Annotated in this window: 14 protein-coding genes and 1 riboswitch; of the genes, 7 read left to right on the forward strand and 7 right to left on the reverse strand. The window is 70.7% G+C overall.

Annotated elements, in window-relative coordinates; translation table 11 throughout:
- Window positions 1–27 precede the first annotated feature (27 nt).
- From fabD to ACIQ8B_RS27650, 5 genes are all read right to left on the reverse strand, one after another.
- Window positions 28–894 carry an ACP S-malonyltransferase gene (fabD, locus tag ACIQ8B_RS27630; protein ID WP_290005074.1) on the reverse strand — a complete coding sequence of 289 codons (867 nt, stop codon included), beginning with the start codon at window positions 892–894 and terminating at the stop codon, window positions 28–30.
- Window positions 895–923: 29 nt separating this feature from the next.
- Window positions 924–2,285, reverse strand: a complete 1,362-nt coding sequence (locus tag ACIQ8B_RS27635) for a PfaD family polyunsaturated fatty acid/polyketide biosynthesis protein (RefSeq protein WP_403550515.1) — start codon at window positions 2,283–2,285, stop codon at window positions 924–926.
- Between the two features lie 138 nt (window positions 2,286–2,423).
- Window positions 2,424–3,167, reverse strand: coding sequence for a 4'-phosphopantetheinyl transferase family protein (locus tag ACIQ8B_RS27640; protein ID WP_403550517.1), 744 nt, complete (start codon window positions 3,165–3,167; stop codon window positions 2,424–2,426).
- 131 nt (window positions 3,168–3,298) lie between these two features.
- Entirely contained in the window at window positions 3,299–3,811 is a 513-nt protein-coding gene (locus tag ACIQ8B_RS27645) for a hypothetical protein (RefSeq protein ID WP_403550519.1), read from the reverse strand.
- A gap of 753 nt (window positions 3,812–4,564) precedes the next feature.
- On the reverse strand, window positions 4,565–5,242 hold the full coding sequence (locus tag ACIQ8B_RS27650) for a YitT family protein (protein ID WP_403550521.1): 678 nt from the start codon (window positions 5,240–5,242) through the stop codon (window positions 4,565–4,567).
- Between the two features lie 204 nt (window positions 5,243–5,446).
- Here ACIQ8B_RS27650 and ACIQ8B_RS27655 point away from each other — a divergent pair, with 204 nt between their 5' ends.
- Window positions 5,447–5,959, forward strand: a complete 513-nt coding sequence (locus ACIQ8B_RS27655) for a GbsR/MarR family transcriptional regulator (protein ID WP_290005065.1) — start codon at window positions 5,447–5,449, stop codon at window positions 5,957–5,959.
- Between the two features lie 92 nt (window positions 5,960–6,051).
- On the opposite strand, the gene ACIQ8B_RS27660 is transcribed toward ACIQ8B_RS27655, so the two are convergent.
- Together ACIQ8B_RS27660 and ACIQ8B_RS27665 are read right to left on the reverse strand one after the other, a co-directional pair.
- Entirely contained in the window at window positions 6,052–7,407 is a 1,356-nt protein-coding gene (locus ACIQ8B_RS27660; RefSeq protein WP_403550523.1) for a TfuA-like protein, read from the reverse strand.
- On the reverse strand, window positions 7,404–8,588 hold the full coding sequence (locus ACIQ8B_RS27665) for a YcaO-like family protein (protein WP_403550525.1): 1,185 nt from the start codon (window positions 8,586–8,588) through the stop codon (window positions 7,404–7,406). The genes ACIQ8B_RS27660 and ACIQ8B_RS27665 overlap by 4 nt, the downstream gene beginning before the upstream one ends.
- Before the next feature lie 363 nt (window positions 8,589–8,951).
- On the opposite strand from ACIQ8B_RS27665, the gene ACIQ8B_RS27670 reads away from it, so the two are divergent.
- The 6 genes from ACIQ8B_RS27670 to ACIQ8B_RS27695 all read left to right on the forward strand — a co-directional run bounded on the left by ACIQ8B_RS27670 (window position 8,952) and on the right by ACIQ8B_RS27695 (window position 13,380).
- On the forward strand, window positions 8,952–10,340 hold the full coding sequence (locus ACIQ8B_RS27670; protein WP_403550527.1) for a SagB family peptide dehydrogenase: 1,389 nt from the start codon (window positions 8,952–8,954) through the stop codon (window positions 10,338–10,340).
- Between the two features lie 92 nt (window positions 10,341–10,432).
- Window positions 10,433–10,927, forward strand: a complete 495-nt coding sequence (locus ACIQ8B_RS27675; protein WP_403550529.1) for a hypothetical protein — start codon at window positions 10,433–10,435, stop codon at window positions 10,925–10,927.
- A 336-nt stretch (window positions 10,928–11,263) separates the two neighbouring features.
- Window positions 11,264–11,614, forward strand: a complete 351-nt coding sequence (locus ACIQ8B_RS27680) for a hypothetical protein (protein WP_403550530.1) — start codon at window positions 11,264–11,266, stop codon at window positions 11,612–11,614.
- Window positions 11,615–11,872: 258 nt separating this feature from the next.
- Window positions 11,873–12,106: a hypothetical protein gene (locus ACIQ8B_RS27685; protein ID WP_403550532.1), complete on the forward strand. Its 234-nt coding sequence runs from the start codon at window positions 11,873–11,875 to the stop codon at window positions 12,104–12,106.
- 141 nt (window positions 12,107–12,247) lie between these two features.
- Window positions 12,248–12,718 (forward strand): hypothetical protein, encoded by a 471-nt coding sequence (locus ACIQ8B_RS27690; RefSeq protein WP_403550534.1) that lies wholly within the window; start codon window positions 12,248–12,250, stop codon window positions 12,716–12,718.
- A gap of 68 nt (window positions 12,719–12,786) precedes the next feature.
- Window positions 12,787–12,913: riboswitch (cobalamin riboswitch) on the forward strand.
- 62 nt (window positions 12,914–12,975) lie between these two features.
- Entirely contained in the window at window positions 12,976–13,380 is a 405-nt protein-coding gene (locus ACIQ8B_RS27695) for a (2Fe-2S) ferredoxin domain-containing protein (protein WP_403550536.1), read from the forward strand.
- Window positions 13,381–13,395: the final 15 nt, after the last annotated feature.

Consider the following 13,395-nt stretch of genomic DNA (forward strand, 5'->3'; position numbering starts at 1 on the left):
GCCTCTCGACTCACTCGCTCGTGGGGTTCACGCGGCGGCGGACAGCGCCTGCCGCTGGGTCTTGATCTGGGCGATGAGCCCGGTCAGCACCTGGCCGGGGCCGACCTCCCGGAACTCCGGCTCCGGCCGCTCCAGCAGATGCTCGACGCTCTCCGTCCAGCGCACCGGCGACGCGATCTGCCGGGTCAGCAGATCGGCCGGGTCGTCCGTGCCGTACGGCCGCGCCGTCACGTTCGAGATCACCTCGATGCGCGGTGCGGCCAGCCGGTACTGAGTCAGGAACGTGCCGAACTCGGCTGCGGCGTCGGCCATGTAACGGGAGTGGAAGGCACCGCCCACGTTCAGCGGTACGACCGCCTTGGCCTCGTCGCCGAAGACGTCCCGGAGCCTCGCGATGTCCTCCCGGGGGCCGGAGACAACGATCTGGCCGGGAGCGTTGAGGTTGGCGACGTCGACGGCGGGAGCCCGCTCGGGGAGGATCTCGCGGATCCGGTCCGCCGGTACGCCCATCACGGCGGCCATACCGCCCTCGGGCGCCTGAGCCATCAGTTCGCCGCGGCGAATGACGATCTCCAGTCCGGTGAGGAAGTCGAACGTGCCGGCGGCGAACAGCGCCACGTACTCGCCGAGGCTGTGCCCGGCGACCGCGTCCGGCACGCGGCCCGTCTCGCGGACGGCGTCGAGGTAGGACAGGGCGTTCACGACGTACATCGCCGTCTGGGTGTTGCGGGTGTCGGTCAGCTCCTGGGCGGAGGCGTTCAGGCACAGGTCCGTGACGGAACGGCCGAGCACCGAGTCGGCCTGGCGGACGAGGTGAGGGAACTTCGGGAACAAGTCCCGGCCGATTCCGGGGCGGTGCGACCCCTGGCCGGGGAACACGTGGATGAGCGTCATGTCCGGGTCTCCCATAGGACGTCGTGGGGCTAGGCCGCGGCGAAGGGCCGGGACGAGGGAACGAGGTCGGCGGCGCGGGAGAGCAGCTCCGCGGCGCCGGTCATGATCAGTCGGGCGAGGTCGTCCGGGTGACGGGCGCGCCAGTCCTCCCGGGGCGTTCCGCGCAGCCGTTCGTTGAGCGCGCCGAGCGCGGGGCCGCACGGGATCTGGAAGTCGACCCGGCTGTCGGTGTCGCCCTCCAGCGCCACCCGGGTCGCCCTGGCGAAGTACCAGGTGAAGATCAGCGCCATCCGGCGCTTGGGGTCCTTCTCGGCGTGCTCGATCACCGCCGGGCGGGTGTTCGCGTAGCGCGCCTTGACCTCCTGCCACACCTCCTCGAAGGTGCGCCCGAGGATGCGGCGCTGCACATGGTCGGCGGTCTCCGGGTCCAGCTCCTCCAGCGACCCGTGCCGTAGCCACAGCTCGTACAGCTTGTTGGCGCGGGCGGGGAAGAACAGCCCACGGCGCAGCACCTGTGCCTTGGTGCCCATCTCGAACATGTCGCCGGCCGGCACCAGCGCGGTGTCCTGCACCTGGGCGCGCTGGAGGAGGTCCTTGGCGGTGTCGGAGGTGCCCGCCTCCACGGTGCACTGGTTGATGCTGCCGGTCAGGACGAAGTCCGCGCCCATGACGAAGGCGGCGGCCGCGGCCTCGGGCGTGCCGATGCCACCCGCCGCCCCGACCCGCACCCGCCCGGACGCCGGGTGTCTGCGGGCGGCCCGGTCCCGCAGCGTGAGCACGGCCGGCAGCAGAGCCGTAAGCGGCCGCTGGTCCGTGTGACCGCCTGAGTCGGCCTCGGCGCACAGGTCGTCGCACATGGCGACCGACGCCGCGAGCTGGGCCTCCTGCGGGGTGATGCGTCCGGCGGCGACCAGATCGCGGACGATCGACGCGGGCGGCGCGGACAGGAACGCCTCCGCGACCTCCTGACGCGACACCTTCGCCATGACGTGGTTCGGTGTCCGGACGGTGCCGTCGGACGAGCGGTGCGCGCCCGTGAGGCGATAGCGGACGAGGGCGGGGCTGATCTGGACGAACGACGCCGCTTCGACGCGCCGGACGCCGTGCGTGAGGAAGGTGTCGACCGTGCGCTCCTCGCGGTCCGGGCGCGAGGCGAGCAGATTGACGCCGAAGGGGCGGTCGCCGAGTCCGGCGCGGATGCGTCGCAGGGACGCGTCCAGCTCCTCCTCCGTGAGGCCGCCGGAGCCGAAGTAGCCCAGGAGCCCGGCCCGGCCCATCCGGACCACCAGCTCCACGGAGGCGATGGCCTTGTACATCGACCCCGAGGCGTACGCGTAGGCGACGCCGTGGTCGGCGCGGAAGTCGGCGCTGCCGAGATCCTCCGGCCGCATACCGGACCGTGGGGTGGCGGCCCGTGTACCTGACGTACCGTCGGGCGAGTGCACGGGAGTCCTCCAGGACATGGGTGGGTGGCGGCGCTCCCGCCCGGATGCCGGGGGAGGCCGTGGTGAAGGGAAGGAGCGCGGCGCCTAGAGGAGCTCCGGTTCGCGCATCACGAACCGCAGCTCCTCGCCGCGACGGCGGCCGATGCACACGGCCGCGTGGAAGTCGGCCGGCACCCTGAGGAAGTCGTAGAGCCAGTTGTCGGGCCGGTCCGCCAGCGAGGGCTTGAGGACCAGCTGCGGGGTGCGGCCGTCGGGGAAGAGGAAGGAGATGTCCTGCAGCGGCAGCGAGATGCCCTGGCCGCGCGCCTTGGCGTACGCCTCCTTGAACACCCACACGTCGAGGAAGCGGCTCTTCCAGGCGCGTGCGGGCAGGCGGCGCAGCTCCTCGATCTCGGGTTCGGACATGACTCGGTGGATCAGGTCGGGCAGCGAGATCTGCGCGTCGCGCTTCTCGACGTCCACTCCGATGGGACGTTCCCGGGTGATGCCGAGCAGGCACATGCCGCGCGAGTGCGACAGGTTGAAGTCGAGGTCGACGCCCAGCCGGTGGTGCACGGCCGGCTTGCCGTGCTCGTTGAACTCGAACTCCCACTCGGCCGGTGCGATGTCGACGTACTCGGACAGACAGCGCCTGAGCAGGGATCGCGCCATCACGAACTGGGCGCGGTCCTCCGCGAAGTAGAACTGGTCGGCCCGGTTCCGTTCCTCGGGGGACAGGACGGACTCGTGCGCACGCAGATCGTGAGGCTTGCCGTCCCGCCCCGCGGAGGACGCGATCCACAGGTGCACGTCGGTCCTGCTCAACGTGACGTGGGCTTCCCTGGTCATGGTCCCTCGGTGCTCTCCGGACTCGGCGCGGACGCGCACGTCGCCCTGAAGGTGGTGGCCGGCGGTGGACGGGGCGTCCCCGGGCGGGACCCGGGGACGCCGAGACGGATGGACGGTCGGACGGATCCGGGTCAGACGGCGGCCGAGTTGCGGTGCTCCTCGAAGACGTCGAAGACGCCCTCGAGCTTGCGGGAGATGACGCCGTAGAGCTTCTCCATGCGCTTCAGGCGCTCCAGACGCTCCTCCGGCTGGTCCTTCAGGACCTCCAGGCCGTGCTGGACGGCCGAGTGGAACTCCGGGATGCGGCGGAAGGAGTGCTCCACCGCGTTCGGCCAGGCGCCGTCGTTCAGGGTGATGTAGTAGTCGTCGGTACCGGGGATCTCCTCACGGGTGTACACGCCCGGCGGGGTGAGCAGGTCGGCGATCCAGTCCACCGGCTCGCGCGGGATGTCCAGCGCCTTGGCGATCTCGTTGGCGCTCTGCCTCGCCGGGTAGCTGATGATCATCCAGCCGATGACGTAGCCGCGCTCCCACTCCATCCCGTCGGTGATGTGGTAGTGCTCGGCGATCTTGTGGACGAAGGACTTCTCGGCCTCGTTGAGGGTGGAGCGCTCGGAGATGGCGCCCTCAATCTTTTCGGTCATGCCCTCAAGTATTGAGGTGCCGAATTGCTGGTCAAGCTTTCGAGGAATGCCGCGAAAGTGATTCCGCAAGGCGCCTGAACTGCCTCTTTGTTGAAGTCGATGGCCTGCTGAACTGCCACTTCAAGATGGCCTGAGGTTCTGCTTTCGCTGTCTTTACATTCCGCTTTACATTCCCGACATGCTGCTGTGGCGGAGTTCTCGCCGAGGGCTCGCCAATATTTGTCGTTCAGGTGGTGACGCACTCCGTGCGCTGTCGCGGGGGTCGGTCCGCACGTCGCGGGTCAGTCGACCACAGGCTGTTCGGCCGGCGGTTGGGCGTGCGCCGTCGCCGCCGAGGCCGCCACGCACACCGGAACGATCGGTGCAGGTCGTGCGGGTGGTGCCCGGTAGCGACCACGTGACCCGACTTCTGAGATCGACTGTTCAGCGCACTCACTCCGCCGTCCCTTTGCGACCCGCTGCCGTCGACCGTCACCGTGTCGCGCGGGTACGTTCTGCTCTCGGGCTCAGAAGGGGGCAAGTGGCCCCCGGCCTCCCTGACGGAGGATCCGAGGGCCGCACGTCTCGGCACACCGTCGGTGTTTTGCGACGATGCGGTCATCGGCGACGCTCGGATCGCCGGCCCGGCAAGAGCGCTGAGCACACTGGCGCCCGCAGCGGCAGTCGCGGGATGTGGCCGACCGGCTCGCTTCGCTCTGGCGACGAGCGTGCCCTGGATGAGGCCGATGGCAGGACGCGGCCGACTTCTGTCCGTCACGCGGTGACCTGGACGGCCTCCGGCCGCGTCGGCTGCTCCGCCAGCCCGTGGTTGGTCAGGCGCAGCACTCTCCGGTTGAGCGCCATGAACGGCTGGATCAGGCCGTCGACGAAGACCAGGAAGCACAGCGTCCCGATGCCGACGGGACCGCCCAGGAGGAAGCCGAGGCCGAGGAGAACCGCCTCGATGCCCGCCTTCGCCGCCCAGAAGGGCCACTTCCAGCGAAGGGTCATGGTGATGACGATCAGGTCCATGGCGCGTATGCCGATGCCGCTCATGATGATCAGGGCTGAGCCGTAGGCGCACAGCAGGACCGCCGTCGCGAGCGACGGGACGCTTCCGATCCACGACATGTCGGTGAGCAGCATGAGGTCGATCAGGCTGCCGCACAGAAAGAACGTGATGAAGGGGGCCACGACCGGGCGGCGTCGGTTCCACATGGACCACACCGCGATGCACACCGCGGCGATCGCCGCCTGGGCGATGCCGATGGTGATCGGGATGTGTTCCTTGAGGCCCAGGGCGAGCACGTCCAGCGGGTCGGTCCCGAGGTCGGAGTGGATGAAGAGGGTGGCGCCCGCGGCGAAGACGAAGCAGCCGGCGAGGTAGACGCCCAGCTGCTTGGCCAGGCCGCGCGCCGACAGGACAGCGAAAAGGGCAGGCAGTCGAGACATGAGGGTCCTTTGCGTCGGGAATGACGGTCTGCTGCGCTCGCCATGACGTTACCGATCCCAACGAAAGCCCTGTATCAGAGCAATATCAGGCAAGCTGCAAATAAATGTATGAAATGCGCAAGGCTGCGTCCGCAGGGGTTGAGCGGCGAAAGCCGGGTCGATGCGTGATCGGCAGGTTCTCTATGTTCGGTGTATCCTGAACAAATGGAACGGAGTGCACAGGGCAGGCCCGCTGCCACCGAGGAAGAGCTCGCCTTCGTCGAGGAAGCCGCGATCAGCCTTGAGCGCCAAGGGCTGTTCCGCATGGCCGGGAGGGTGCTCGCCTGGTTGCTGATCTGCGATCCGGCGGAGCAGACGGCCGGCGATCTCGTCGAGGTTCTTCAGGCCAGCAAGGGGTCCGTCAGCGCCGCGACGCGATTCCTGGTGCCGAGCGGCATGGTGGAGAAGATCTCGCGGCCCGGTGAGCGCCGGGACTACTACCGGATCAAGGAAGGCGTGTGGCCGGCCTTGGCCAAGAGCCAGGCCGAGCACTACCAGTCGTTCGTCGACATCACGGAACAGGGCCTGCGGATCCTGGAGGGGGCGCCGGCCCAGCGCAAGGAGCGGCTGCAGACGATGCACGACTTCTATGCCTGGCTGGCCAAGGAGATGCCTCTGTTGTGGAAGCGCTGGGAGGAGGAAGAGGGGATCCTCCGCAGCGCGAGCCGAGGGGCCTGACACGCCGGTCGGAGCGGAATGCGAACGCACGGATGCCCCGTCGACTCGACGGGGCACCGGTATCGGCGGAGCGGGTGGGCATCGCCCGGATGTCACCGCTGGGCGCGGTGCAGCAGCACGAATCGCCGCGCTGCTTCCTCGGCCTCGGTGAGGGACAGAAAGCCGCGATCGCGTGCCGCGGCCTCCAGTTCTGCCTGCTCCTCCACGCGCCAGACGTCCGCCAGATGGCGCCGCACCACGGCGTGCGGCAGGTGCCGCGGTGTGCGGCGTTCACCGGTCCGCGCCCTCTGCTGGTTGAGGCGGTCGGCGGCGGACACGGCGTCGGCACTCGACCTCCAGGCCGTGTCCGTGTCCCGCAGTTCCTCGGGCGCGTCATGGAAAGGCGCCGCTCCCGGGACACTGCGGAACGACCGGACCAGCAGCTTGAGCAGTCGGCCCTCGACGCTGCCCTTCCGCAGTTCGCCGGGTGTCAGCCAGTACGTCCAGGCGTCCCGCGGCACCTGCTGGGCTGTGATCCCGCGCCCGGCCGCCGCTTTCAGTGCGGCGTGGACAAGGCCCCGGTCCTCGGAGGCCAGGAGCGGACCGGCGATACGGGTCAGGGCGAAACGCCGGTAACGGGCAGGGAAGCCCGGCGCGTACAACTGCTGAAAGCGCAGCACATCGAGCTCCGAGACGGTACCCGGACCGGTTCCGGGTACCGTGGGCCGGAACATGCCGCGCCAGCGTTCCAGATACATCGTGTTCGGCACCATCCAGGCGGGAGTCGACCATCCCGTCGCCGGGGCGGACGCCGGCCGGGGCGTGGCGCAGTGCGACAGCGCCAGCAGGGCATCCCGGCGCTTGAGATCCGAGGACGCCGGATTACGTTCGGCGAACCGCCGCAGTGCCACGGCGGCCTCACCCGCCACCGGCGAGTGGCGACCCGCCGCGTGCGCGACGGCGCCCCAGGAACGTTCCGTGTAGTGCACCGACCGTGCCGCCGCCAAGACCTCCGCGCCGTGCTTCTCGTCCAGCACCTCCTGGGCGACCGCGTTGGAGATCGACCACCGCACGTTGACCAATGGGACGGTGAGTTGCCAGTGGTCGCCGGACGGCAGACGGCCGACCGCCACCTCGTCGTCGGCGTCCAGGGTGCCCTGTACGTACATCCCGAAGACCAGCCCGACGCCCTCCATGCCGTACGGCCACAGCTCGGCCGCACGCAGGGCACCCGTGCTGGAGGCTCCGATGACCCGCGCGCCACGGGCCAGTACGTCGGTGATCTCCTTGTGACGAACCGGCGCCGTCCGATGGAACACGCCGTCGATGACGACCACCGTGTCGTCCGCGCCCGCCTCAAGAGCGAGGAGATCGCCGTGCCGTACGGGGCCGTGCACCACCGCTGCGGGCAGTCCGGCCAGGACCTCCTCCGCGGACAGCGTGGGCCCGATGAACACATGGGTGGTCATGAGATCTCCTGCGGAAGGCGGCCGGACGCCGAAGCGGTGAGCGGACGGGGGATCTCGTGGCGGCCGTCGAACTCCAGACCCGCGGCCACGACCTTCACCACGCTGAACTCGCTCTCGGTGCTCAGGTCGACGACGACCGGCGGTCGACCGGTGTGCCGGCTCACCTCCTCCGCGAGCCAGCGTGCTTCGTCGGTGTCCTCGGCGAACTCGTGCGGGACGGCGGGGACGTCCCGCCAGGAGACCGTCTCTCCTTCCGTGACCGGGGGCGGGCCCGGAAGAGCGAGGCCGTTGGGGAAGAGGGCCGCGGCCAGGTCGTCGCGGCTTCCCGCGATCGCGGTCAGGCGGCTCTGCGCCGACTCGGTGACGGCCCGGCTCAGTGCCACGGCGGGAGAAGCGTGCACGCCGGAGCCGACCGCCAGCGCGGGAAAGTCCTCTGACCAGATGTACGTGACAAAGCAAGGCAGCCCCCAGCGGTTGGGGACATCGACGATCTCGACCCAGACGCCGGCCGCCGTGATCCGGGAGAGGACCTCCGCGCACAACGGGTCGTCCACGGTCGCCGGATCCACATGCCGACGCTCGGCGACGGGCACCGCGCCGATCCCCGCCGTGCAGTCCCGCTCGATCACCTCGTACAGGGCGTGCGTGACCGCCTCGTCGTAACTGTTGCCGCTGGCCAGCCCGTTCGTGGAACCGTGCAACAGGGGCGGCTGCCAGGCATCGGAGACCTGGTGGTCGACCGTGACGTAGGAGCGGGGAACCAGCGTCTGCGCTCCGGTCAGGGCGTCGGCGCCGACAACCCAGTCCAGCAGGGTTCGATCGGTCAGCAGACTCCCGTGGTGCTGCTGCAAGTCCCGCACGTCGTAGGGGAGGTCCAGCCCGAACGCGGGAGCCTTCCTGACCTCCGGAGCGGGGCAGGCGTACTCGGCGTGCCACAGCTCCACGGACTCCATGATGGCGGATACACGGGCGAGAAGGAGGCACGTGCCCTTGCCCTGCGAGACGGTGAGGGTCTTCGCCGCCGGCCGCACCGCCATCACGACCGGTATCCCCAGGATGTCCAGCCCGGTGACGTCCGCGACCCGCGTGATGCCGAACCGGCCCCGCAACCCGTCGATGAGTGCCCAGGTCTCCTCCGGGCGCCGGACGCGATGGGTGCCGTCGAAATGGACCTTCTTCACGCGTCCCCTCCTCCCTCTCCAATGCCTGGGCCTCAGCATCGGGGATGTCACGGAAAACACGTGCCAGAGGGGCGGAAGTCCGTGGGCAACTGTCGGACAAGTTGTCGCAAGAGCGAGGCCAGAATTGCGTGCACGCAGCATCAGAAGCACGTCGGAAACACCGCATCAACGCGCTGTCAGTGCAGGTCAACCGGGGTTCGAGGCCAGGTCCGGGGAGACGGGCGGAGAGGTGGTCATCTGCCCGGGGAGCGGGATACCAATTCGTTCGTCCCGCCGAGCCGGCCGAAAGGAGTGGGAAACGGAGAGCACCACCTCTCTCCTCGATCTGGAGCAGCTCGGAGCACCGCCGCCTTCGAGATGCGGATGAGGACCCTACGCGAGCACATCACGCTCGGCACGGACGAGCTCACCGAACGCCTCGACGCTGTCGCTGACGGCATCACCGGTCCGTACGGGCCGCCCACGTCTCAGTACGGCGACCAGATCCCGCTCACCGTGGCGTGCTGCGCCGTCGCGGGAGGGGAACCGGCCGTCGGCGCAGACCTCGATCCGCGGGCGGCGGAGGCCGACGCGCTGCGCCGCGCCGCGGCGACCTACGCGTTACGGAACGCGCGGACGGCACTTCCGCTGTCCGGTGACCTCCTCCACGCCGAGCGCCTGACCGACCGGCGTCCGCATCCGCTTCCCGCCTCCCTCCTGCGAGCCGCAGCCGCGGGGACCGCGTGCGCCGAGAGCTGGGACGCCGCCGTGGAGACGGCCCTCTTCGCCGCCGTACGGGAACTGGCCCGACGGCGCGCCCGGCGAAAGCTGTCCCCGCCTCCTGCCGGAGGCCGGAGCCCTGTGTACCGAACCGCTCGTCGCCCAGGTACTGGGGACTGCTGCGGGCGTTCGGCCCCGCACCGGAGGTGTGGGACCTCTCGGGCGGCCAGGGCGCGCCGGTCGTCGGGCTGGACCTTCCACGAACTGCTGGCTTTCGACGGCGGCCGGGCTGGTCCCCGTGACCGTTCGTTCGGGCCGGTGTTCCCGCTCCGCGGCACCGAACAGCCGGAGCCGCTCTGCCGGCCCCTCCCGGCGGGGCGCCGGGTACCGCTGCACGGGCCGGACCTGGCACGGACCGCACGTGAGGACCGCCCGTTCACCGAAGTGCTGGAGGGCCGTCGCTCCCGGCGCGCATTCGGCGGCCGACCGCTGACGCGCAGGCAATCGGGCAGCTTCCTCCACCGGGCCGCCCGCGTCCGGACGGTGCTGTCCGCCCGCAGCGAGGACGACCGCCCGTACGCCGTCACCAGCAGGCCCTACCCGAGCGCGGGCTCCGCCCACGAACTCGAGCTGTACGCCGCCGTACGCCGCTGCGACGGACTCGATCCGGGTCTGTACCACTACGACCCGCTCGGCCACGCCCTCACCGAGCTCCCGGATCACCCCGGCGCCATGGATCAGTTGCTGCGCGAGGCGAGCGCCGCCGCCGGAGAGCGAGCCGTGCCCGACGTCCACCTCACCGTGGTGTCCCGCATCAAGCGACTCTCCTGGAAGTACGCGGCTCACTCCTACGCGCTGACGCCGAAGAACACCGGTGTCCTGCTCCAGACTCTCTCGCTCGTCGCCGGTGCCATGGACCTGGCTGGCTGCGTACTGGGCGGCGGCAGCGACACGCCCGTACGCGCCTTCCGCCTCGCTCCCTACGCCGAGATACCCGTCGGAGGCTTCCTGCTGGGCACGGCGGTCCCGGCGGGGAGCGGTGAACAGCGGTGAAGCGCGGCCGGCGGACAAAACGCCGTACGTCGCGACACCGCGTACAGGCCCGGCCCACCCCGGACGCCACGGGGAGCAGCACCCGGGCCGGGGTGGTCCACGAGCGGCACTGGTCCCGCGAACTGCGGTACGGCGCGGCATGGTCGGCGCTGGTGCTCGAGCTGCTGTTCGTGACGGACGCGGGCATGGGCGGGCTCAGCCCGGTTCGGGCCGCACTGTGGACGGGCCTGAGCACGTTGCTGCTGGTGGTGCTGGTTCCAGCGAGGGTGAGCGTGGGGGAGGGGTGGATCGCTGCCCACGGGATCCTCAGCCGCACGTCGGTGCGCACGGACCGCCTCGTGGCCGCCGAGTGGGCCGATGGCGTCTCCTCGCGGGTGCTCCTGTGCGACGACGCGGGCGGCCGGGTGGACATCGCCGCGCGCGTGCTGACCGGCAATCCGCTGTTGTGGCACACGGTGGAGGAGGGCGTACGGCACTCCTGTGCGCGGGGAACCCTGCGCACCGGCAATGACGATCTGCGGCGCCTCACCCGTTGCATCGACACGGACACGGCCTGCGGAGTCCTCCAGGCCTCCGGCCTGGGATGAGGAAGCCGGCGACCCTTCGGCGGCGGCCCGGCGGCGCAGCGAGCGGGCCAGGCAGGCGCTGAGGGTGATCGCCGCGGCCGTCGACACCGCGAAGCCGATCCAGCGGGTCTCGAACCACAGGCCGTTCACCACGCCTAATACCACGAGGTAGCAGGCCCAGGCCAGGCCGCCGACAGCCGACCAGCGCAGATAGCGGGCACGCTGCCCCGGCACGGCGCCCAGCGTCAGGCCGAGGACGGTACGGCCGGCGGGCACGAATCGCCCCGCCACCGTCGCGGCTGGCAGCCGCCGCGCGAGATGGCGGCTCAGCCGGCCCGCGCCCGAGGCGAGTTTCACGTGCCGTTCGAGCAAGACGTCCGCTCGGGCAGAGCCACCACGGGCGAGCGCGACGACGACGAGATCGCCGAGGAACGAGGCGACCGCGACGGCGATCGCCAGCGCGATCGGTGCGCCGCCATGGTCCAGGGAGAGCAGTGCGGCGGCGATCACGAGACTGCCGCTGGGCAGAAACGGCAGCAGCGCGTCGCCGACCACGGCGGCCAGCGCGAGAGCGGTGACGAACCACGGCTCGGACACGAGGGCGCCCAGTTGGATCTGCATGCATCGATCGTATCGAATGTTCAGAGAGTAGTGAACAAAGTAAAAAACCTGATCCTCGCCGTCAGCGGATCCTTGATGCCTTCCTGACGCAGTTCTGACCTTCTCCTGGCAGCCCCTTCGCCGCCCTGGACGGCGTTGCTCTGGACAGGGGAAAGCCGCTCGCCGCGAAAGGTCCCCCACATGACCATGTCCCGACAGACCGCCGGAGCGTCCCTCACGCCGGTGAGCGCTCGTGGCCCTCGACGCTCGGTGCTCTTTTCACCCCACACGACCGGGCACGCACCCCAGGAGACGGACCCCGGTCGCTCGGCTGCGACAGCCGTCGTTCTCGCATTCCCCGTCGCCATGGCCCCGGCCACCGGAGTCGAGGCCCCGTCCACGGTCATCGCCCAGCTCGGCCGGCTCGACGACACCCAGCGGCGCCGTTTCGGACGCGGCACGCTGGCGCTGCTACCGGTCATCGTGGGCGGCCTGACCCTGGTGCTGACCGCACTGGCCGTACGCCTGCACATCGGCATACCCGAGGAGGAGCCGACCCAGATCGCCGACATCGCGCACGCCGCGGTGGGCTCCGGCTGACTGTACGGGGCCTTCCAGCTGACCAGCTCCCTCCTGCTGCTCCGCGGCGGGCAGCTCGGGGTTCCAGGCCGGCCCCGGCCTGCTGAAGACGCTGGCCGGGACCCCGAGCGCCCCGGTGTGCTGCCGCCCATCCTGAGCAGGGTGAACCGCCACCGCACGCCGTACTGGTCCGTCGTCGTCTACTTGGCCGCGGCGGCGCTCATCATCGTGGCCGCGGCGGGTGAGGAACAGGAGCTCGTGCTCTTCTGCGCAGTCGCCGTGTTCGTCAGTTTCCTCGTCGGCCTCGTCGCGATGGCCCGCTTCGCGCACCGCGAGGACAGGAGGGGGCCGGCATGGGCCGACTCCGTCGCCGCGTCGGCGGTCGGTTTCACCCTGGTGGTCAATCTGATGCGCGGCTGGCCCGTTCTCTCCCTCGCCGCGACCGTGCTCATCGCCTCCGCCCTCCACGCCCGCTCGGCCCGGCCGGGCTGGTGGGTACGGGCGGCGGGACGGGTCGCCGTCGCGGCCGTCGTCGTCGGGCTCGTCGTCGTGGCGGTGTCCGGCCGTGACGGCGGACGGGACCGTCCGGTCCACCCGCCCGCGACGGCCCCCCACGCCCAGGAGACGGACTGACGGCCGGTACCGGGCGGGCCGGACGGCGTCCCGGGATGGGATGACGGCCGGCGACAGGGCGACGGCGGAACGAGGAAGCCGGTGTGCATCCGGCGCGGTCCCGCCACTGTGACCGGCGAGCGGGTCCCGGCAGGCCACGGCCCGGCAACGGGTGGGAAGGCCGGGACGGGCATCGACCCGGGAGCCAGGAGACTCACGCGGTCGCCTCCTCGACGGACCACCGGGGCGGATCTCCCCGGAGAGAGGGACGGCGCCGCATGTCCGCACCGCCGACCGGACCGACGACGGACGACGAGAGGCCCGCAGCGGCCACCGGCACCGTGCCGTGCCGCATCGTGGTGTGCCGCGACTGCTGCTGCGGCAGCCCCAAGGTGACCGGCGTCGACCACGCGGCCCGGACCGAACGCCTGCGTGCCGCGGCACCGGTACGCGTCTCCGGCTGCCTCGACGTCTGCGAACACGCCAACGTCGTCGTCGTCCAGCCCTCCGCCGAAGGCCGGGCCGCCGGCGCCCGGCCGGTCTGGCCGGGGCTGGTCAACGACCCGGACACGACCGAGGACATCGCCGCCTGGGCACGCGCCGGCGGACCGGGCGTCGCACCCCGGCCGGACATCCTCGACCTGTACGCCATCACGCCGCCGCGACGGCGTACGGCCTCCTGACCGTACGGACGGAGA

The sequence above is a fragment of the Streptomyces sp. NPDC096105 genome (assembly GCF_044763335.1).
In the GTDB taxonomy this organism is placed as follows: Bacteria; Actinomycetota; Actinomycetes; order Streptomycetales; family Streptomycetaceae; genus Streptomyces.

What these genes read in the sequence shown, in the direction of transcription:
- fabD (WP_290005074.1), bottom strand. Translation starts at nt 894, where the DNA reads ATGACGCTCATCCACGTGTTCCCCGGCCAGGGGTCGCACCGCCCCGGA.
- ACIQ8B_RS27635 (WP_403550515.1), bottom strand. Translation starts at nt 2,285, where the DNA reads ATGCGGCCGGAGGATCTCGGCAGCGCCGACTTCCGCGCCGACCACGGC.
- ACIQ8B_RS27640 (WP_403550517.1), bottom strand. Translation starts at nt 3,167, where the DNA reads ATGACCAGGGAAGCCCACGTCACGTTGAGCAGGACCGACGTGCACCTG.
- ACIQ8B_RS27645 (WP_403550519.1), bottom strand. Translation starts at nt 3,811, where the DNA reads ATGACCGAAAAGATTGAGGGCGCCATCTCCGAGCGCTCCACCCTCAAC.
- ACIQ8B_RS27650 (WP_403550521.1), bottom strand. Translation starts at nt 5,242, where the DNA reads ATGTCTCGACTGCCTGCCCTTTTCGCTGTCCTGTCGGCGCGCGGCCTG.
- ACIQ8B_RS27655 (WP_290005065.1), top strand. Translation starts at nt 5,447, where the DNA reads ATGGAACGGAGTGCACAGGGCAGGCCCGCTGCCACCGAGGAAGAGCTC.
- ACIQ8B_RS27660 (WP_403550523.1), bottom strand. Translation starts at nt 7,407, where the DNA reads ATGACCACCCATGTGTTCATCGGGCCCACGCTGTCCGCGGAGGAGGTC.
- ACIQ8B_RS27670 (WP_403550527.1), top strand. Translation starts at nt 8,952, where the DNA reads ATGAGGACCCTACGCGAGCACATCACGCTCGGCACGGACGAGCTCACC.
- ACIQ8B_RS27685 (WP_403550532.1), top strand. Translation starts at nt 11,873, where the DNA reads ATGGCCCCGGCCACCGGAGTCGAGGCCCCGTCCACGGTCATCGCCCAG.
- ACIQ8B_RS27695 (WP_403550536.1), top strand. Translation starts at nt 12,976, where the DNA reads ATGTCCGCACCGCCGACCGGACCGACGACGGACGACGAGAGGCCCGCA.